15 protein-coding genes are annotated in these 18,367 nt (G+C 59.5%); 8 read left to right on the top strand and 7 right to left on the bottom strand.

Annotated elements, in window-relative coordinates:
- Positions 1-8: 8 nt before the first annotated feature.
- Entirely contained in the window at positions 9-923 is a 915-nt protein-coding gene (locus tag GQY20_RS04800; RefSeq protein ID WP_157215856.1) for a hypothetical protein, read from the bottom strand.
- Between the two features lie 320 nt (positions 924-1,243).
- On the opposite strand from GQY20_RS04800, the gene GQY20_RS04795 reads away from it, so the two are divergent.
- From GQY20_RS04795 to GQY20_RS04775, 5 genes are all read left to right on the top strand, one after another.
- Positions 1,244-4,549, top strand: a complete 3,306-nt coding sequence (locus GQY20_RS04795) for a hypothetical protein (protein ID WP_198350831.1) — start codon at positions 1,244-1,246, stop codon at positions 4,547-4,549.
- A 291-nt stretch (positions 4,550-4,840) separates the two neighbouring features.
- Positions 4,841-5,278 carry a hypothetical protein gene (locus GQY20_RS04790; protein WP_157215854.1) on the top strand — a complete coding sequence of 146 codons (438 nt, stop codon included), beginning with the start codon at positions 4,841-4,843 and terminating at the stop codon, positions 5,276-5,278.
- A complete protein-coding gene (locus GQY20_RS04785; RefSeq protein WP_157215853.1) occupies positions 5,275-5,742 on the top strand; it encodes a M15 family metallopeptidase domain-containing protein in 468 nt (155 codons plus the stop codon). The genes GQY20_RS04790 and GQY20_RS04785 overlap by 4 nt, the downstream gene beginning before the upstream one ends.
- A complete protein-coding gene (locus tag GQY20_RS04780) occupies positions 5,739-5,993 on the top strand; it encodes a hypothetical protein (protein ID WP_157215852.1) in 255 nt (84 codons plus the stop codon). The genes GQY20_RS04785 and GQY20_RS04780 overlap by 4 nt, the downstream gene beginning before the upstream one ends.
- Before the next feature lie 471 nt (positions 5,994-6,464).
- Entirely contained in the window at positions 6,465-7,538 is a 1,074-nt protein-coding gene (locus GQY20_RS04775; protein ID WP_157215851.1) for an acyltransferase family protein, read from the top strand.
- Positions 7,539-7,719: 181 nt separating this feature from the next.
- Here the strand turns inward: GQY20_RS04775 and GQY20_RS04770 are convergent, their stop codons facing one another.
- From GQY20_RS04770 to GQY20_RS04750, 5 genes are all read right to left on the bottom strand, one after another.
- Positions 7,720-8,658 carry an acyltransferase family protein gene (locus tag GQY20_RS04770; protein ID WP_157215850.1) on the bottom strand — a complete coding sequence of 313 codons (939 nt, stop codon included), beginning with the start codon at positions 8,656-8,658 and terminating at the stop codon, positions 7,720-7,722.
- A gap of 222 nt (positions 8,659-8,880) precedes the next feature.
- Positions 8,881-9,954 carry an acyltransferase family protein gene (locus tag GQY20_RS04765; protein WP_157215849.1) on the bottom strand — a complete coding sequence of 358 codons (1,074 nt, stop codon included), beginning with the start codon at positions 9,952-9,954 and terminating at the stop codon, positions 8,881-8,883.
- Positions 9,955-10,004: 50 nt separating this feature from the next.
- The gene (locus GQY20_RS04760; protein ID WP_157215848.1) at positions 10,005-11,324 is read right to left on the bottom strand and encodes an O-antigen ligase family protein; all 1,320 of its coding nucleotides are present in this window, start codon (positions 11,322-11,324) and stop codon (positions 10,005-10,007) included.
- 90 nt (positions 11,325-11,414) lie between these two features.
- A complete protein-coding gene (locus GQY20_RS04755; RefSeq protein ID WP_157215847.1) occupies positions 11,415-12,506 on the bottom strand; it encodes an SGNH/GDSL hydrolase family protein in 1,092 nt (363 codons plus the stop codon).
- Positions 12,507-12,516: 10 nt separating this feature from the next.
- The gene (locus GQY20_RS04750; protein ID WP_157215846.1) at positions 12,517-14,103 is read right to left on the bottom strand and encodes an MBOAT family O-acyltransferase; all 1,587 of its coding nucleotides are present in this window, start codon (positions 14,101-14,103) and stop codon (positions 12,517-12,519) included.
- Positions 14,104-14,333: 230 nt separating this feature from the next.
- On the opposite strand from GQY20_RS04750, the gene GQY20_RS04745 reads away from it, so the two are divergent.
- Positions 14,334-15,215 (top strand): polysaccharide lyase, encoded by an 882-nt coding sequence (locus tag GQY20_RS04745; RefSeq protein WP_198350830.1) that lies wholly within the window; start codon positions 14,334-14,336, stop codon positions 15,213-15,215.
- A 17-nt stretch (positions 15,216-15,232) separates the two neighbouring features.
- On the opposite strand, the gene GQY20_RS04740 is transcribed toward GQY20_RS04745, so the two are convergent.
- A complete protein-coding gene (locus GQY20_RS04740) occupies positions 15,233-15,862 on the bottom strand; it encodes a CatB-related O-acetyltransferase (RefSeq protein WP_157215844.1) in 630 nt (209 codons plus the stop codon).
- 125 nt (positions 15,863-15,987) lie between these two features.
- On the opposite strand from GQY20_RS04740, the gene GQY20_RS04735 reads away from it, so the two are divergent.
- Both GQY20_RS04735 and GQY20_RS04730 read left to right on the top strand, forming a co-directional pair.
- The gene (locus GQY20_RS04735) at positions 15,988-17,541 is read left to right on the top strand and encodes an O-antigen ligase family protein (protein WP_157215843.1); all 1,554 of its coding nucleotides are present in this window, start codon (positions 15,988-15,990) and stop codon (positions 17,539-17,541) included.
- 139 nt (positions 17,542-17,680) lie between these two features.
- A complete protein-coding gene (locus GQY20_RS04730) occupies positions 17,681-18,355 on the top strand; it encodes a polysaccharide biosynthesis/export family protein (RefSeq protein ID WP_157215842.1) in 675 nt (224 codons plus the stop codon).
- Positions 18,356-18,367 lie beyond the last annotated feature (12 nt).

The following is an 18,367-nucleotide window of genomic DNA, read 5'->3' as shown; positions in this document are numbered from 1 at the left end:
CCCGCGCCCTAACCCACCTCACGCAGCCGCGCCTCGCTTTCCAGCGCGCGGCGGGCGACGGCGGCGGTGAGATCGTGGGCGGACATGCCGTCCGACACGAAGCGGTCGAGCATCGACCATAGCGGCGGCAGCAGGTCCACCTGCTGGCCGCCGCGGCCGTGCAGCCGCATCAGGCCGCGCGCGGCGGCATCCTGGAGGAGCAGCCGCACATGCGTGCGCGAGACCGCGAAGCGGCGGCCGATCGCATCGAAAGAGCTATTCCGCCCGTGCTGCGCATCCTGCACGACCTGCGCGAGGATCAGCGCGCCGGCGTCGCGGCCAGCGAACAGCATCATGTCCGGATTGCCGACCAGCACCTGCGCCGAGCGCGGATTGAAGGCGAAGGCGGCGCGGCGCTGCGCGAACTGGAAGGCGCGATCGCGGGCCAGCGGCCGTTCGTAGAGCGCGCCGGGATACAGCAGCGCAAGCGGCTGATAATAGGCCGCGAGCCAATCCTGGTCATGGCGCAGCATCGGCATGGTCGGCGCCAGCAGCCGCACGCGCGCGTCGTTCGGCGCGCTGCGCTGCACAACATAGCCGACCGCGATCAGGCGCGAGACGATCTGCTCGATTCGCCGCGGGCTGCTCATTCGAAACGGCTCGAGCAGGCGCTTCACATTTGCGAGGGTCGGCCAGGTGGTGCGATCGGCCGGGTCCTGCGCGGCGACGAGGCATATAATGCCACCGAACACGACGGTGCGCGCCGCTTCCAGCAACAGCTTGTTGAGGAACGGATCGTCGCCATAGAGCGTGAGCAGATTCTGCAGATAGAGGCTGCGCGCCTCAGCAAAACGCGGATGTGCGCGGATCGTTTCGGCTGTGATATAGGGGACGCCGAATTCGGGATCGGTGATGCGGTGCGCCTCGTCCTGCTCCTTCGCCATGCCGCCCGCGCCGATTCTGACCAAAGCCCTGATTACACAGGGAGATAGGGCGAAAGCAGGTAGCCGAAAACGGAGAAGATTGCGTGAATCTGCCGCATCCATTGCAAAATCCCGATCATCGCGCTTAACCGGCGCCACGGAACGGCAAAAGCCGTCCTCGCGTAATAAAGCATATGCCCTCCAGATAGTTATCCCGACAATGCAGCGTGTGCCCGAGGATGCCGCACGCCGCGATGCGGAATTGGGGCTCCGGCGGACGAGACGCCTCTTTGCGCGGGCTCCACGCGGCCGGCCGATCTGTGGGGTAGGGTGGGCGCGCAGTGCCAGAACGGCGCGCCCGCCCGGAGCACCCGGGCGTACGCCAGCATCGATGGCGCGCCTTGTACGCAATCCCGAAGATGCCGGCGTATCAAGCGCTGATTTCGCTCGAGCCCCGCACGGGTTCCTATCAAGGCCCGATGAATCGGCCACGTCGCGCCTTGATAACAGGCTCCTCCCGCTCCCGCCTTTCGCATCTGGCGGGACGGGCGAGGACAGGGCTGGCGGCAATCCCCCTGCCCTCCCTAGCCTTTCGATATTCCACCGAAAGGGCCGTCATGCCGATTTCCAACATCGAATCCCATGCGGGGCCGTTCTCTCCGGACGGCGTCGTCACCGATTTTCCCTTCGCGTTCGACATGTTTGTCACCGACGGCGCCCCCGGCATCGCAGTGGCGCGCATCGCCGAGGACGGGAGCAGCGCGATCCTCGATCCCGGCCTGTACAGCGTGATCCCCGGCGATCAGGGCGGCACGATCCGCTTCGCCACGGCGCCCGCACCGGGCGACCCGCTGTTCATCCTCTCCACCCCCTCGTTCAAGCAGCAGATCGCGTTCAGCAACCAGGCGCCCTATCTGCCCGAAGTCGTGACCAACGCACTGGACCGCGCGGCGGCACGCGACATCTACATGAACGGCCTGCTCCAGCGCGCCATCCTGATGCCGCCGGGGGAAACCGTCGGAAACGCACCGGTAGCCGCCGATCGCGCAGGCAAGGTGCTGGGCTTCGATGATACGGGCGAGTTGCTGGTGGGCGCGAGTTATAGTGATCTCCTGAGCGCTGCATCGGGTGCGCGTGAAGATGCGGGCATTGCACGCGAGGCGGCGCAACAGGCCGTCGCGGCGACGATTAGCGGCAAGCCGATCAAGACAGTGTCGGGTAACTATTCCCTGCTCGACAGCGACCTTGGGTTCCATGTGCGGGTGAACGCCAATGCTGACGCAGAAGTACGCTTCGATCCGGCCTCTTACCGTGATGGCTGGTATGCCGAGGTAGAGCAATATGGCCCTGCAACCATCCACCTGAAACCTGTCGCGGGCGTGACGGTGAACAGCAAGAGCGGGTATAACAACGTCAATCTGCAGTTCGGCGTCTTCACCGTCCTTAAGACCTCCGCCGCAAGCGGCATCGCGTATGGCGATCTTACCAGCATCTATACGCCGCCGCCGCCGCCCGTCGGCAATCCCGCGGTGCTTGACGATTTCTCGGGATCTTCCTCGACCATCACAGCTCGGACAACTACTCAAGGCAGCAAGACTTGGGCGGCCACAGCCTACACCGGATCGAACAATAACCCGATCACCACGGATGGCAGCGGGCGGCTTTCGGGTGGCCAGGGTTCGGCGGCCAATGGCACATTCGTCACGATCCAGACGGACACGTCGAACAGCCAGTGGATCACCTATACCGGGAAAATCAGCACTTACACCGGCGGTTCCGCGATCGGGTCCGGTCTGTTCTGTCCGCAGCATCTCACCATCGCCGCCGGCGGCGGCACGGCGGGCCTGAGTGGCTACGCCTTCCTGCGCACCGGCGCCGCGGGCGTTGCGGGAAGCTGTTCGTTGCGAGCATTCCTCAATGGCACAGTCAATGCCGGCGGCGGCACGGCCGCCGGAGGGGCATTCTCCACGTCTGACACCGGCCTGGACGATGACAGCTATTGCCTCGAATGGGCACCGTCCGGATCCGACAAGATCGTCACCCTCTACCATAATGGCCGCCGGCTCGGAAATCAGGTGGTGGCGACGCAACTGTCGCAAGCGGCGCCGCTTACCTACAAGCATGGCTTCCGTGGGAGCATCCCGGCTTCTAGCGCCAGCGAATTTACAGTGGGTGATCCCAACAGCCAGCTCATGGCGCGCCTGTTCGCGCCCAACCGCGTGCTTCAGCGCGAGGCTAATGGTTCGCTTAACCTCAAGGTGCGCGGCAAGCTGACCGTGCAGAACCCCGGAAGTCTTCAGTGTCGGATCGACGACGCGAGCGGCAGCCAATTGTTCGACTGGACAACGCTCAGCAATTTCAGCACCGATGACCAGCTGAATTTCAAAGGCAACGCGCCGACGATCGACACCCCGCCAAGTGCTGGCATCGTCTTTCGGGTGCAACGGAACGATATAGTCAGCTCGGGCCACGCGGTCTCGCCGCCGAGTCCGATCGCGAAGGCTGGCGAGGTGATCCTCTGGCTCGGGCAGAGCCTTGAGGTCAATCCGTTGCTGGCGACCAGTGGAGGAGCGCTTGCTGCACCTGCTGATTATTGGGCCATCCATGGCCTGATCGGAACGCAGGTCGGGAACATGAGTTGGCCGACACCGGACACCCGGCGGCAGTTCATCCCCGCCAGCAACACGCCGATTGCGACCTTCGGCGCGACGGCCCAGAACCTTACCTCCGCCTTTCCGATGTGCAATATCATCGGCGGTCGCGGGGCGACCGACGCGACGCAGCGCGCGCCTGGCAGCGACAATTATTCCGCCGTGCTCGACGGCATCGATCATGCCGGCGGCGATTTCGGCAGCTTCATCTACATCGGTGGCCAGTATGATCTACAGGATACCGCAAAGTCGACCGCCTACACCGCCAATGTAAAAGCGGAAGTGCAGGCGCTCATGGCGGTGACGGGACGGCCGGTCAAAGGGTTGCTCGTGCCCTGCACCTCCGTATGGGGCGCTGATGACGTCCGCTTCGAAGCGCTCAACAAGTCAATATGGCAGGCATGTCAGGACAATCCGGACCTGTTCTTCCTCGGCCCGTACCTGCTCGACATCAAGCATGTGTCGGGCGACCAGTACCACTTTGAAAATGGCGGCTACGACGAGGAAATGCGCCGTCTCGCGTATCTCTGGAACCTGATGCGTGGCCAGAGCGTGAAGGATTTGCGCGGGCCGAAGCTGTTCAGCGTCGCGCGCAACAACGACGGCCAGTGTACAGTGACGATCGACCTTAACGGCGCGGATAGCGTAACGTTGCTCAACGCGGCCGCTCATGGCGATCGGCGCGGCGGCTTGAGGTTCAGCGGTTCGTCCAGCTTCGCGACCACCTATAATCCCACCGGCCACAGCATAGGCGCCGTAGTGGCAGGGAAACAGGCGATCACCTATTCGTTTTCTGACACGCCGTTTTCCGGAGGCGCGGCGTTCGTGAGCGGCCCTTATGGCAGCGAGCCTTTCAATTACGACAAGTTGCCCGACGTCCGGAACGACATGGCCAACCTGGCTTCCATGCTCGTCGGCCAGTATAGTGGCCTGCCGAGCATTCCTATCCAACCTTTTTATCAAGCCGCCGGCCTCGGCGACTATGTGAGCGGCTGATGGCGCGACCCGTTCGCTCTGTGCCCTACATTGGCCTTCCCTGCTCATGTTCCATGCATTCCAGCCTGCCTGGGATAGCAGGCTCGCCGCAGCGCCAACATGTGGCGTTCTTGCAAGACAGCCAATCCGCCAAGGCTGTGAAGATATGGCGCAGCATGTGCACAGTCGGCCCCCGTAATCACCACACCCCCCGCCAAGTCAGGACGGTTGGCGCTACCTTTTGTAATCAAATGCATTGCGCGAGTCTATCTTGGCCCGTCCCCCTCTCATGCCGACAAGTGAGCCTTGAACATGCCTGACGGCCACGCCTCACCCAAAGCCAACGACGTCCGCTTCCAATATGAGGTTATCCGCAATCTTGCGGAGAGCGTGCGACAGACTGCGACCAGCGTGGAGCGGCTGACCAGCACCATTGGCCAGGTTCAGCAGACACAGGTGGGCATGCTCGAACGCTTGGCGAAAATCGAAGCGAACCGTGTTAACGAGGATCTGGCGGATCTCAAGGTGCGGGGCGAGGCTCTGACTGCCCGCGTCGACAAACTCGAATCGGCGCACGACTACGAGGCCGGAATGCGGGGCGCGCGCAAAGCAGTCATTTTCTATTGGCCTGTGTTCGCGGCTCTGTCTGCATTCATGCTCCTCCTCCTTATCGCGACCGGCATCGTCACGGTGCCTGAAACCCAGAAGGCACCCGTCGCCACGCAGGCGCCGCCGAAAGGAATGTCATGACCTATTCTCTCGGTGCAAAATCTCTTGCCAACCTGTCCGGCGTGCATCCGGCTATCGCGCACGTCGTTTGCCGCGCGATCACTATCACCGAACAGGATTTCTCAGTCTACGAAGGGCTGCGCACGCAGGCGACGCAGGATGCCTATCTCGGGCGAGGCGTCACGAAGGTGAAGTTCAGTCAGCATATGAAGCAGGCGGATGGCTATGGCCACGCCGTCGATCTCGTGCCGTGGATCGAAGGGGCTAACCGCTGGGAATGGCCGCTGATCTATCCGATCGCATCCGCAATGCGGGCTGCGGCGGCCGAACGAGGCGTTTCGCTGCGCTGGGGCGGCGTCTGGGATCGCGCACTTTTGGAGCTAGGCCGCAGCCCCGCGTCGTTGAAAAAGGCGGTGAGCGAATATTGCACCCGCCATCCCGGCCCCGATTTCTTCGACGGGCCGCATTTCGAGCTGGCGCGGTGACCCTCAATTTCCTCAAGGGCATCGGCAACCGGCATCTGGATGTCGCGCGGCTCTGCTGGTTCGCGTCGGTGGCAGCGGGCATCTCCTTCACCGGGGCGCACCTCCTGATCGACCACAGATTCAACATCATCGAATTCGGCACAGGCATGGGATTGCTGCTCGCGGGCGGCGGAAGCGCCACGGCGCTCAAGGATACGGCCGTGGCGAAAGCCGCGGCGATCGTACCCCCGTCGGAAGATCGCCCGCAATGACACACACCATTCGTGCGAACCTGCTGAAGGTAGATCGCCGGCGCAGGTGCGCCCGGCCTGCTGGCTACGCCGAAAGCCGCATTGACGATCGCGCACGACGGGAGAACCAAATGCGGCCTTGAAGTGGGGCAAGATCGAAAGCGCCCCCCACCTTGGAAACAACGGGCGCCTCGGGCCCCTGCTGCGCTGCGGCATATTTTTCTGAACGGCATCCCCTTCGTTGACACGCCCGCACGGCTGGCAGATGCTAAGTCTATGGTTAGAAGCGCCTCCATGACCTCCACACCGAGCATGGATTATTTTCGAGCCGCTACTTGAAGACTGCAGCGTCGCGTTGGATTGGCCTTCGCATATGCGATACAAAATGCGATTATGGATAGCGAGGAAACCGCTTTTTGATGAAGATTCTGCTTGAGCCTGATAAGCGATTGCGGACTTCGGAATGGCTAAGCTTGCATTGAGATGGGGCAAATGACCGAGCGGCACGATAACAATTTCACATTCTTGCGGTTCGTTGCAGCCTCGATGGTCATCGTAGCGCACGCCTACGACCTGTTGAACCAGCCCGCGATAAAAGATCCGCTCTTTCAACTGATCGGTCGAACGATGGGCTGGACGGGCGTTAGCATATTTTTTACGATGAGTGGCTTCTTGATCATGAATTCGCTCAATCGCTCGGCGAACCTGGTCAAATTTGCCCGGGCAAGGGCTCTGCGCATATTCCCAGGGCTTAGCGCATGTATCCTCTTATCGATCGTATTTTTGGGGATCTTCGCAACCTCTCGCCCTCTGGTCGATTATTTTACCGATGTTCAAACTCTCCGGTTTGCAGTCGGCAACATAAGCCTCCTATCCATACAATATATTCTTCCGGGTGTATTCCAACATAACCCGATGCCAGCCGTAAACGGCTCACTCTGGACTTTGCCCTATGAAGTAATTTGTTATATTCTGGCTGCCTTCGCCAGCGGTTTGGGCCTGCTCCGAAGCGATAGCCGGCGGGCCGCGACATTCGCTGTCAGCCTGTTCATGATCCTGGCTTTCGTCGCTTTCCAAGCTCACCGGCCTTCTGGCGGGATCTCGACGCGGCTGCTCTTAATGTCTCGCCTCGACGCGTGTTTCATATTCGGCATGGCCTACGCCACTTTCGGCAATCGCTTCAAACTTCGCATATGGCACGCAGCCGCGCTGGGCCTCATTTCCTGGCTGACTGCTGCGACCCCTTTCTATGATCTCACTCTTTCCGCCGCCCTGGCAGCGTTCGTGCTGTGGCTGGCTTTCGTACCCAGTCAGATATTACGCCGCATCAGCCGTTGGCCCGATTACTCCTATGGCATCTACATTTACGCGTTTCCGATCCAGCAGTTCCTAATAATGAAAACGCCCGGCTTAACCCCAGCGCTTCACGCCCTAACCGCCTTCCCCCTAGTTCTCATACCCGCCAGCCTGTCATGGCATTTCATCGAAAAGCCAGCGCTCAAGTTAAAGAATTTAGGAACCAAGCGTGATCTTTTTAAATCGACAGCAGATGTGCCGGCCGAATAGCTTGCGTCACCAGCACCTTAGTTCATCGAGGACCACAATCCCGTAGGCGGTCTGCGGTAAAAATCAATTTCGCAGATCGCCACGGGCCAATGAAGATGAGAATACCGAACTGAAGCCGGAGGGTGAGCAAGAGACATATCTTGTGGTCGGTGTCACGCTTCGATCAATGACATCCGGACCATCATATTTCCTTATTCTGTATCGAACGCGCCTCAAGCCGCTTTAACAGCGCGTGGCGGAAATTCTCGATCGGAATATCCAATACCACATAGAACAACACGGCGATCAAGATCGCGCCCGCAATTATACCCAATTTTACGACCGAACTATGGGGATTAACATACTGTATGATTGGCTCGTGTACGAGGTACAAAGGATAAGACAGATTACCTAAATGGCGATCGAACTTTCCCGATCTCAAACGCAGAGAATGACCAATATACACAACGAGCGGCACTGCCCAAATCATTGCAAATATATCTTCATTCATAACGTCAGGTATTTTGTTGCTCAGCATTGCCCGTCCCGCCGGAAATACAGCGAAGATACCCGTCAGCACACAAAATGCTAGAAGAGCCTGCATAGCAGACGCCGGAAGTGGCACCTCCCGATATTTGTATAGAAGCATACCTGCAAAGAATGCAGGAATATACATGAATACATTATGTATTCCTGTATAGTAAACAACCGTCCACCCAATTAAAGTCGCAGGCACAATTAGCCAAGCAGACGGGCGCATCGTCAACAGCAACGGTAATAAGAGGTAGAATTGGGCTTCAATATCCAGCGACCACTCTACTCCCAGCGGCTTAATGTCCGGAGCGGAAGCAACGCCGAAGATCGTAAAATTCCAAATGTGTAGATTTCGACCTAATAACGCGGCTGCTACCAACACAGCTATAATATAAAGCGGCCAAATTCTCAGAAATCTGTTAATAAAAAAAAGGCGAGCCCCATATACGCCTTGCCTACGCCAAAGATCAGATATCCAATAGCCACTCAAAAGAAAAAACAATATTACTCCAATTCGGCCCGTCGAAAAGCTACTCAAATGACTTATCAAGACCAGTCCGGCCAATAGAAGGCGGAATGCGCCAGGCCGAAGTAGCAAAAATCCCATTCGCCGCACTCCCACCAAATCCATCTTGCGTAATAGCTAGATTTCCTGACGTCAACTTGCACTTCGCGCGCGCAGCAAGCAAAACCCGATGGGTTAAGGCACCTCTACGCTCTCGCGGATCAAAACAAACGAGATAGCCCTCTCACCTAGCTACGTAGCGGCTTCACCAGAGCCAGTTGACGCGAGCTTTCCACGGGAGCCAGAGAGAAAACCAACTCCCTCTCACGCCATTTTAGTATCCGGCTGCCGATAAATTCGACTGTTGTAGATAAGCCTGTAGGGTCCAACTTCCACAACCTTGTGGATAATCCAGGAAGCCGTCAGCGCAAGGATCATGTTCGCAAGCAGGTAAACAGGGAAGGTCACAAACCACGGGTACGAGCCGAGTTTGATTTTATAGCCAATCTGGCGGATCACCAAATAGGTATACGGATGCGTGAGGTAGAGTGAGTAACTGATCGTGCCCATGAAGCGGAGCGGCCGGCTCAGCAAGAGCCGTGAATAAATGTTATCCTCATGCAACAACAGCATCACGAGAAAGAGCGTCGATACCACCAGGGCCAAGCCGGCGAGCTCGGTGCCGGGCACCTCCAAATAGGTCTTGGGAGGAAAATCCCAAAGCGTTGCGATGACAGAGACAACGATGAGCACCGCTGTAACAGCCAACGTCTTTGCATGCATTTCGAAGCGGTCCCGCATGATGCGGCTATTGATGAAGAATAGGAATGCGCCGCCTACAAAATAGACTGTGATATCGAAAGCAGCCACCATGAAGCCGGCGAAGGCGATAGCTGCCACGGCCAAGAACGGATTAAATCGGTCGGCGCGCCGGATCACACTATACACCAGCATATAGGTAGCAACGTAATACCAAACCTCGAACGAGATCGACCAAGCGTTCGGCGTCAACGGCACTGTGCCGAGGAAAATGTCGAGAAATAGGAGATTGGATACCAAGCTCGCCAAATGGCCACGACCTGGATCTTGCGGATAAAAATGATTGAGCACAAAATAGAGGAGCGTAAACATGGCAAACAATGGATAAAGGCGCCAGAATCGCCGCCCAAAAAATTCGCGAGGAGGATAATTCAGACAGCTCGACGTGATCACGTAACCGCTGATTATGAAAAATAATTCGACACCAAAAGTCCCGAAATTGGCGAAGTAAGCCGCCACCGAAGCCATCGTCGCGTTCTGATGATAAAAATGATCATAATAACCATAGGAAATATGAGCAAAAAATACCATCAGTGAGGCAACGCCACGCAGGCCATGTAGAGGCCGATTAAAACCCATTAGGACCTCCAACAAGACCGTGACTGGCGGTCACCTGGTTAAACACGCGATTACGCCAAAGCACTCGTTCCGACGCCAGCCCTCTGCGAATTGCGTAGCATCCGCTGATAGATCGGGATCGCCGAACCACCGATGCCAAGCATGAAGAAAAAGAGGGGCTGAATCCCGCCAAAGAACATCACCGAGAAGCCAGTAAAAGCGAATGCAATGTATGCGAAAAACCATCCCGTGCGAAATTGAGAATAAATGGGAGGCAGCCGGCGAGTATCAATCTTAGCAAACTTCCACATCGTAGTCAGAATCGCTAGGATCAAAAATGACAAGGCCGGCAAGCCACCAAGCATCGTGATTACAATCCAATAATTATCGCATGAAGGCTTCATAAATGGCGCGCGTACCCAGTTATCAGCATCAAGCCCGAAAATTGGATGTTGCTGAATATTAAAAACTCCCCAATTCCATATAAGGATACGATTGAACGCTGAAGCGGAATTAAATGTAAGATGATTAACAATAAAGCCTACGATCCCAGAATTTGTAGTCACATTCATTACGACGGTGGCAATTGCACCTAATGTTAGCGTTATAGGAACCCGCCCTTTCACGCCTCTTGTCACGTACTCTCCAAAGATCATCAAGAGCTGCACATTCATTGCAAGCAAAGGTCCTGAAGAAAGCGAAAAAAACGTTGCAGCAGCGAGTATCGCAAACCGAAACCAGCGCGTCATTTTATCTTTGGCTGTATACCAAACCAATGCAATGCAACTTGCGCAGAAGAGGCCATAGAGAATAGTATTGGAAAAGAAAGCTTGAGGCCGTCTCATACCCAATCGAACGTCGGCGCCCTCGGCATACTGAGCATAGTGCATGCCTGTCATCGCAGAGGTAGTGTCCATTATGAACTTTTTTCGCGTTATCGCTTCTGGTACAGCGAGAATAAAAGCCACCAAGCTAAAATAGAATATCAACTTAACAACGTGAAGCAGATCATCCATTGATCGGATAGTCACTCGGGCAAGCAGGTATGCGCAGACTGTTTCTAAAAAATATTGCCCAGCACGCTGCACGCCGTCTTCAATATTATTTACAACGCACATGATAGTCCACGCGCTGTAAACAAAAACCAATAAGTCAGCCGGCCCAGGCTTAATAGACTTATCCGTAAAGAATTTGAAAAGCATATACGGGAACAGTATCATCACGTAAACGCGATAAGGCGTAATAAGCACACCACCCACATATCCAGCTATCGTGATCGGCGTACAAAGAACGATCAGAAACCCCAGGATCAAGAGCTGATGCACCGAGCGCTTACGCAGGGGCTTAGCCGGAGCCGCCGCTGGCCGCCGATATGCGATAGCCTGGTTCATCTCACCAACTCCCACCTGCACTCCGGCACCGCGATCTTCGGCGCCTCTTCCCCACACCCGCAAAAGCCGAGGCGAGGCAATCGCATCGCTTTAGCGGCAGCCGCGGAGCGTGCCGCTTTCCTCTATGCGTCTTATCGCTTCCCCACTCAACAGCGCCGCGCCCGTCGGCGTCAGGTGGCGCGCGCCGTGGGGGAAGAAGAGCGTCGCGCCGTCCTTCTTCAACGCCTGGCGGAACAGGGGAATCGCATCCACTGGCGGCAGGGCCTGCTTCACCTCCGGCGGCATCAGATCGTAGGAGGAGCTGAACACCCGCTCCGGCGTGCGGTTCGGGATATCGACCACCATCATGTGCGCCCCGTCCCGTTCCACCTCGGCCTTCGCCTCGGTGAGCAGAGCGGCTGCGAGCCGCACCTGGATCGGGCTGATCAGATAGGTGTTCTGCTCCACCTCCTCGCCGCCGGCCGGCCCCGCCTCGCGCTTTCGGACGAAGGCCAGGAGCTGCTTGGCACGCCAGCCGATCTGCTCGCGCAGGAAATTGTAGAGCTGGCTGTGATCGGCGAGCGTGCGGTAGAGGGCCGATTTCATCAGCTTGTCCTGCGTGGCGACGCCGGGCAGGAAACGATCGCTGGTCTGCACGAGCGCGCCGTCCTTCAGCGCGAACAGGCCAGAGCGGACATTGTCATCATAATCCGTCACCTGCCACTGCATCAGCACGAGATCGGGATGGAAGGCGCGCGCTTCCTTGCGATAGGCGATCAGATTCTCCGCCGTGCCGAAACCGGAGACGGCGAAGTTCAGCACCTCCACCTTATAGCCCGCGGCACGCAACCCCGCCTCGATGCGGTGCGCGATCGTGTCCTTCAGGTCGAGCTCATAGCCGACGAAATAGGAATCGCCGAGCATCGCGATGCGGCAGGTGCCGGCCGGCTTCGCATCTGCGAAGGTGCGATCGTCGCGCATGCCCTGCCGGTTGATGCGATACTCCACGCTCACATCGGGCGTATAGTGATGGTAGGTCGCGCCCGGGATGTTGCCGCGAATGCCGTAGGGCGTGCCGGTGACGTAGCGCGGCATCAGCGCCTGCGGCTCGATCAGGCGCATGAACAGCTCGCCAAAGGCCAGCGTCCACAGCGCCAGCGCGATCACGATCGCCGTTTTGCGGAGGATCTTCGCGCCCGTCACCAGCCCATCCCTAGAAATCGAAATAGATGAAGGCCTGCCCCTGCGAGGAGGTCAGCACCATCACGGAGTAAAGCAGCCCGATCACCGCCGTATAGCGCAGCAGGAAAGGCGAGCGTTCGTAGCGGATACGCAGCGGCGCGAACCGCAGCCCGCATTCGATCAGGAACAGCGGCACGACGTAGAAGGCCAAAGTGGACCAGGCACCCGACGTCATCCCGTCGAACCGCGCGATGCGGGCAAGCATCATGTTCGCCTGCGCCATGGTCTCCGCCCGGAAATAGGCCCAGGTGACGCAGACGATAGGCATGAATACCGCCCAGGCGGCGAGATTGGCGATCACACCCTTGGCGCTGCCGTCGTCCACACGCTTCAGCCGGTCGTCGATGTTGAGCATCCGATAGATCACCTGGACCGCGCCGTGCAGGAATCCCCACATCACGAACGTCCAGGCTGCGCCGTGCCACAGCCCGCCGAGCAACATGGTCAGCATCAGGTTGCGGTACATCATGAACTGCGTGCCGCGATTGCCGCCGAGGCTGATGTACAGATAGTCGCGCAGCCATTCGGACAGACTGATGTGCCAGCGCCGCCAGAATTCCGAGGGTGTGCGCGCGAAATAGGGCAGGTTGAAGTTCAGCCGGAGATCGAAGCCCATGATCTTGGCGAGGCCTCGGGCCATGTCGGTATAGCCGGAAAAATCGCAATAGATCTGGAAGGTGAAGGCCAGCAGAGCGACGGTGAGCTCACCCGAGCTGAACCGTTCCGGATGGGCGAAGATGGGATTCGCCATCGCGGCGAGATTGTCCGCCACCACGATCTTCTTGGCGAGGCCCCACAGGAAGAGCATCGCGCCCGAGCGGATCAGCGCCCAGGTGATCGGCGGAATGGTGCGGAACTGCGGCAGCATGTGCCCCGCCCGTTCGATCGGACCGGCCAGGATCTGCGGGAAATAGGAGAGGAAGGCCGCGAATTCGATGAAGCCGGTCGATGGCTCCAGCTTGCCGCGATAGGTGTCCACCGTCCGGCCGATCGACTGGAAGGTGTGGAAGGAGATGCCGAGCGGGAGCACGATGTTCAGCGCGACGAAGCCGAGATGCACGCCCAGCGCGGAAAAAGCCTCGTCCAGCGATTCGCCGAAAAAGTTCACATATTTGAAGAAGGCAAGCACCGCGAGGTTCACCACGATCGAGAGCAGCAGCCACGTCTTGGCGCGACGCTGGCGATCTTCGATGCGGTTCAGAATCCATGTTGCAAGTGCGAAGAGTGCGCATGCAGCAAAGGGAGGCAGCAGCAGCAATTCCGCCTGGCGCAGGCCGTTCAGCGCGAAGCCGATTCCCGATATGAGCAGCAGGAAACCGCAGCTTTTTGCCAGTTGCTGGCTATCGAGCCGTCGCCCCGCCGCGCCGAGCGCGGTCAGATAGTCGAGGCCCGTGGTAAACGCCAGCAACGCCAGGAAATGAACGTTCCACCAACCATAAAAGAAGTAGCTCGCGATGATGAATACGAGATTCCGCGAGAGAACGGTTCGCCGGCTGAGCAGATAGATCGGATAGAATATCGCGAAAAATGCTGCAAACGGCCACGTGAAAAAGAGCATGTCAGCCCCGAATTAGGCGATTCGACGGGATAGGCTGTGTGATAAAGCGCACATGTCCGGCATTATTCGCGCTCGAACCCCCTATGTCGCCGCTGTCACAGCCGTTCGGGCTGCGATCCACCCACCTGCGGTTTACCAGCCACGCCTTTTCTTGCAATGCAAAAATAGTTCATGCGAAATGCTGCGCGGCGAAGCATATGGTCGCGACAGAATCGGTGGCGGGGACATTCATGCGAGTGATGCTCAGGCGGGTTTTTGGTTGGCTTGCGCTTGCCTTGGGAGTCGCCGCGCTGGGCGCACACCTGATCGCCAACAAGGTTCTTTCGATGCGCTACGGCACGCCCGTGACGCTCACGTTCGAGCCGGACGAACAGTTCGTACGATCCGAAAGCGCGCTTTTCCGCGGCCATGCCGACTATGCCATTCAGGCGTGCTGCGAGGGTTCGACCTTCACCGTGAAGGGGCTGGATGGTGACGCGGGAACCGCACGCGGCTTCCGCGTGAGGCCGACCGACAGCAAGGTGAAGGGCAATTTCCGCAGCGAACTGCGCATGCGGCCGACACCGGTGGGCTGGACGGTCTGGTATCGGTCGAACATCTTCGTGCCGGCCGACTGGAAAAACGCCTCGACGCCGGTGATCGCGATGCAGTGGCACGGTTCCAAGGACTTCTTCCTGCTCGAACCGGGTAAATATCCGCCGCTGGAGCTCAACATCACCAACGATCATTGGGTGATCAAGAAGAGCTGGGATACCCGCATCATCACCACCAGATCGGCGTTCGGCAACACCGAAGGCATCAGCCAGATCGGCACTGTCCCGGTGGTGAAGGGGCATTGGCAGCGCTGGACCTTCCGCGTCCACTGGTCGGTGAGCGGCAAGGGCAGCGTGCTCGGCTGGCTGGGCGATACGCTGGTGGTCAACGACCGCGGCCCCAATGCGCATCGCGACCTGATCGGCCCCTATCTCAAGGCCGGCGTCTACGTCCCCCACTGGGGCTATCATGGCGCAGATCCCGGAATCAGCGAACGCGTGCTGTATTTCGACACGATCGAGACCCGGTTCGGCGCCAATCCCTACGGCCTAACCTTGCCGGCAGGAGATCAGGGCTGAGCGTGCGCCCGCCTCGATCAGCGGGACGGCCGCCGATCCGCGAAGGCAGCCGCCAGCGTCTCGGCCGTCGGCGCATAGACGGTGTCGCGATGCGTAGCGACGAGCTCGCGCAGCTGTGCCATGTCCATCTCCCACCAGCGCGTGGCCTCGACCGCAGCGGCAAGTTCCTCCGAAAAGCGCTGCCGCAGGTGGCGGGCCGGCACGCCGGCCACGATCTCGTAACGCTGAATGTCGCGCGTGACGATCGATCCGGCGCCGATGATCGCGCCGCGGCCGATGAACTTGCAGCCCGGCAGGATCACGACATTGTGACCCACCCAGACATCGTCCTCGACGATCAGGGGAGCGGCGTGGATCAGATCCCTGTCGACCACGCCGAACTGCTTCTCGTAAAGGGCAGGATGCGTGGTCAGCGCCTCGACCGGATGGTTCGCATCGACGACGCGCACCGTCTTGGCGAAGGAGCAATAACGGCCGATCTTGAGCGGCCCGGGCATGCGCCAGCGATCGAAGCAGCCGTAGGAATAGAGGCCTACCTCGATCCCGTGCCGCGCGGCGAAATGCGCGCGCAGCGCAGCGCTGTCATTCTGCTTGCGCAGCAGGAAGAACAGCCGGCCCTTGTCCAGCAGCGATCGCGCCAGTCCCATGATATCGTCGCACCCCCCTCAAGCGGCCGAACGGCCGGGATCGACAGATCCCTTATGCGCGCGGCGGACGGCTGGCCATCGCAAAGTGCCTCGCCAGCACGCGCATTCTTGATTAGGCATCGCATATGCTGAGGTTGCGTACCGCGTTCGCTTCGCACGGGCAGGACAGCCGCCGTCATCGCGCGCCGCCGCGCCGCGATTCGATCGACTATTGGTCTCTCGTCCCGTCCGCCGTCCTGCTGGTGGTCGCCCTGATTTTCGGCGGCGGTGGCGCGGAATCGCCCGCGACCGAGCTGCTCGTCGAGCTGGTAGCGATCGCCGTGCTGATGATCGAGCTCTCGCGGATGCGCTGGAGCCGCGTGACCCGGCCGGTGCTGCTCGCCTTCGCGGTGCTCGGCCTGATCCTGCTGGTGCCGCTGATCCAACTCGTGCCGCTGCCGCCCGCGCTGTGGACGGGCCTGCCGGGCCGCGGCGTGACCGCTCAGATCGCCAAGCTGCTCGGCGACGCCGGCGGCTTCCGGCCACTCTCGCTGGATCCCGACATGACGCTGCGTAGCGCGCTGTCGCTGCTGCCGGGCATCGCCATGTTCGTTGCCGCGCTGCGCCTGGACGTGCGCGAGACGCATATCCTGATGCTGCTGACGATCGGCATAGCGCTGGTCAGCATCGCGCTCGGCGCGGTGCAGCTCGCCATGGGTCCGAACGGCACCGCCTATCTCTACCTTACGTCCCATCAGGGCCTAGCGACCGGCTTCTTCGCGAACCGAAACCATCAAGGCACCTTTCTGGTGATGGCGTTCCTGGCGACGGCGGCGATCTCTTCGGGCTTCAACAAGAGCACCGCCGCAAAGGCCGCGGCCGCGGACCAGCTCCAGGCCGAGGAACATGGCTCCCGCGCCTCTTCGTCGCGCCGGCGCACGCGCCGGGATCGCGGGCCGGACCGAGCCGCATTCGTGCGTATCGCCCTATGGTGCACGCTCGCCATCTGCGCGGTCGGCACGCTGGCGACGGCCTCGCGCACCGCCTCGGCGCTGCTCGTTCTTGCCATCGGCCTCACCGTCTCCTGGTACACCAAGTTGCGCACGCGGGCGCGGCCGCTGCCCACCTTGCTCGTCGTGCTGGCGATCGTCGCCTTCGTTACCTTGCTGTTCTTCACCCAGGGCGTGCAGACGCTGCTGGATCGCTATCAGTCGTCCCACGACGCGCGCTATGAATTCTGGCCGGACGTCGTTTATGCGGTGAAGGCCTTCTTCCCGCTGGGCGCCGGCATGGGCGCGTTCGATCCCGCATTCAAGACGGTGGAGCAGCTCTCGATCGTCAGCACCGCCTATGTGAACGACGCACATAATGATTACTTGCAGATCTTGGTCGAAACAGGAATTGTCGGCCCGATCGTGATCCTGATGTTCGTCGCATATCTCATCTACGCTGCAGCACGGATGCGCGCATCGGGGCTTGATCCGATACGCCGGACACTTGCGATAATGGGGATTTACGGCATTCTGCTGCTGATGCTGCACTCTATCGTCGACTATCCCTTGCGCACACTTGCGCTCGAGACCGTCTTCGCCTTTTTGTGCGCACAGGTGGTGATCGCTGCGCGGGACGCAAAAGATAGCGAACCGCAACCGAATGATGCTGGGGGACAATATGAATCTGAGGCAACAAATCCCTCATAAAGTCGCCAAGTTGCGGTAATCATAACGGCCGGACAAGCCGATTGCGCAGCGCGACAATCATGCTATGACCTCATGCTGCTAGTGCGAAGTGCGGCGGCGGGGGGTTTTACCCGAACATCGCATCTGGAATGAGGACGTAATGACTAGAAAGCTCGCGGCCCTCGGTTTCGTTGTCCTTTCGGCTTGCCAGGCCCCGATTAAGCTTCCGCATGGCGAGGCCACTTTCAAGTCGGCCATACCGGCGCCTCCGGGCAAGGAAGAATATCGCATCACCCGCGGCGACACCTTGTCCGTGAACGTCTTCCAGGAACCGGACCTGTCGACGAACAATCTTCGCGTGGACAGCGGCGGCTATGTCGCCATGCCGCTGATCGGCCAGGTGTCCGCACTGAACAAGACCGGCCCCGAGCTTGCGCAGGACATCACGCGCCGCCTGGCCAGCCGCTATCTCGTTTCGCCCAATGTGACGGTGAACGTCGTCACGCCGTCGGCGCCGAAGGTCATCGTCGAAGGCTCGGTCACCAATCCTGGTGTCTACGACATTCGCAGCGGCCAGACGACGCTGCTTGAGGCGATCGCCCTCGCAGCCGGTCCGACGCGGACTGCGAAGCTGAGTCAGGTGGTGATCTTCCGCGAAGTCGAGGGCCAGCGCATGGGCGCACTGTTCGACGTGGCGGCGATCCGCCGCGGCGAGGCGCCCGATCCGCTGATCATGTCCGACGACACGGTGGTTCTAGGCTATTCGAACATCAAGTCGGCATGGCGCGACTTCCTGCAGGCGGCGCCGATCATCGGCGTCTTCACGCGGTTCTGATGGCGGCGATGC

This window comes from Flavisphingomonas formosensis (assembly GCF_009755815.1).
In the GTDB taxonomy this organism is placed as follows: domain Bacteria; phylum Pseudomonadota; class Alphaproteobacteria; order Sphingomonadales; family Sphingomonadaceae; genus Flavisphingomonas; species Flavisphingomonas formosensis.
Note: the sequence above shows the minus strand (reverse complement) of the source record. Positions and strands in the feature narration are given on the sequence as shown.

Excerpts from the sequence above, each read along its gene's own strand:
- GQY20_RS04750 (WP_157215846.1), bottom strand. The coding sequence starts at position 14,103 with ATGCTCTTTTTCACGTGGCCGTTTGCAGCATTTTTCGCGATATTCTAT.
- GQY20_RS04800 (WP_157215856.1), bottom strand. The coding sequence starts at position 923 with ATGGCGAAGGAGCAGGACGAGGCGCACCGCATCACCGATCCCGAATTC.
- GQY20_RS04770 (WP_157215850.1), bottom strand. The coding sequence starts at position 8,658 with ATGGGATTTTTGCTACTTCGGCCTGGCGCATTCCGCCTTCTATTGGCC.
- GQY20_RS04730 (WP_157215842.1), top strand. The coding sequence starts at position 17,681 with ATGACTAGAAAGCTCGCGGCCCTCGGTTTCGTTGTCCTTTCGGCTTGC.
- GQY20_RS04785 (WP_157215853.1), top strand. The coding sequence starts at position 5,275 with ATGACCTATTCTCTCGGTGCAAAATCTCTTGCCAACCTGTCCGGCGTG.
- GQY20_RS04735 (WP_157215843.1), top strand. The coding sequence starts at position 15,988 with ATGCTGAGGTTGCGTACCGCGTTCGCTTCGCACGGGCAGGACAGCCGC.
- GQY20_RS04760 (WP_157215848.1), bottom strand. The coding sequence starts at position 11,324 with ATGAACCAGGCTATCGCATATCGGCGGCCAGCGGCGGCTCCGGCTAAG.
- GQY20_RS04775 (WP_157215851.1), top strand. The coding sequence starts at position 6,465 with ATGACCGAGCGGCACGATAACAATTTCACATTCTTGCGGTTCGTTGCA.
- GQY20_RS04790 (WP_157215854.1), top strand. The coding sequence starts at position 4,841 with ATGCCTGACGGCCACGCCTCACCCAAAGCCAACGACGTCCGCTTCCAA.
- GQY20_RS04745 (WP_198350830.1), top strand. The coding sequence starts at position 14,334 with ATGCGAGTGATGCTCAGGCGGGTTTTTGGTTGGCTTGCGCTTGCCTTG.
- GQY20_RS04740 (WP_157215844.1), bottom strand. The coding sequence starts at position 15,862 with ATGGGACTGGCGCGATCGCTGCTGGACAAGGGCCGGCTGTTCTTCCTG.
- GQY20_RS04765 (WP_157215849.1), bottom strand. The coding sequence starts at position 9,954 with ATGGGTTTTAATCGGCCTCTACATGGCCTGCGTGGCGTTGCCTCACTG.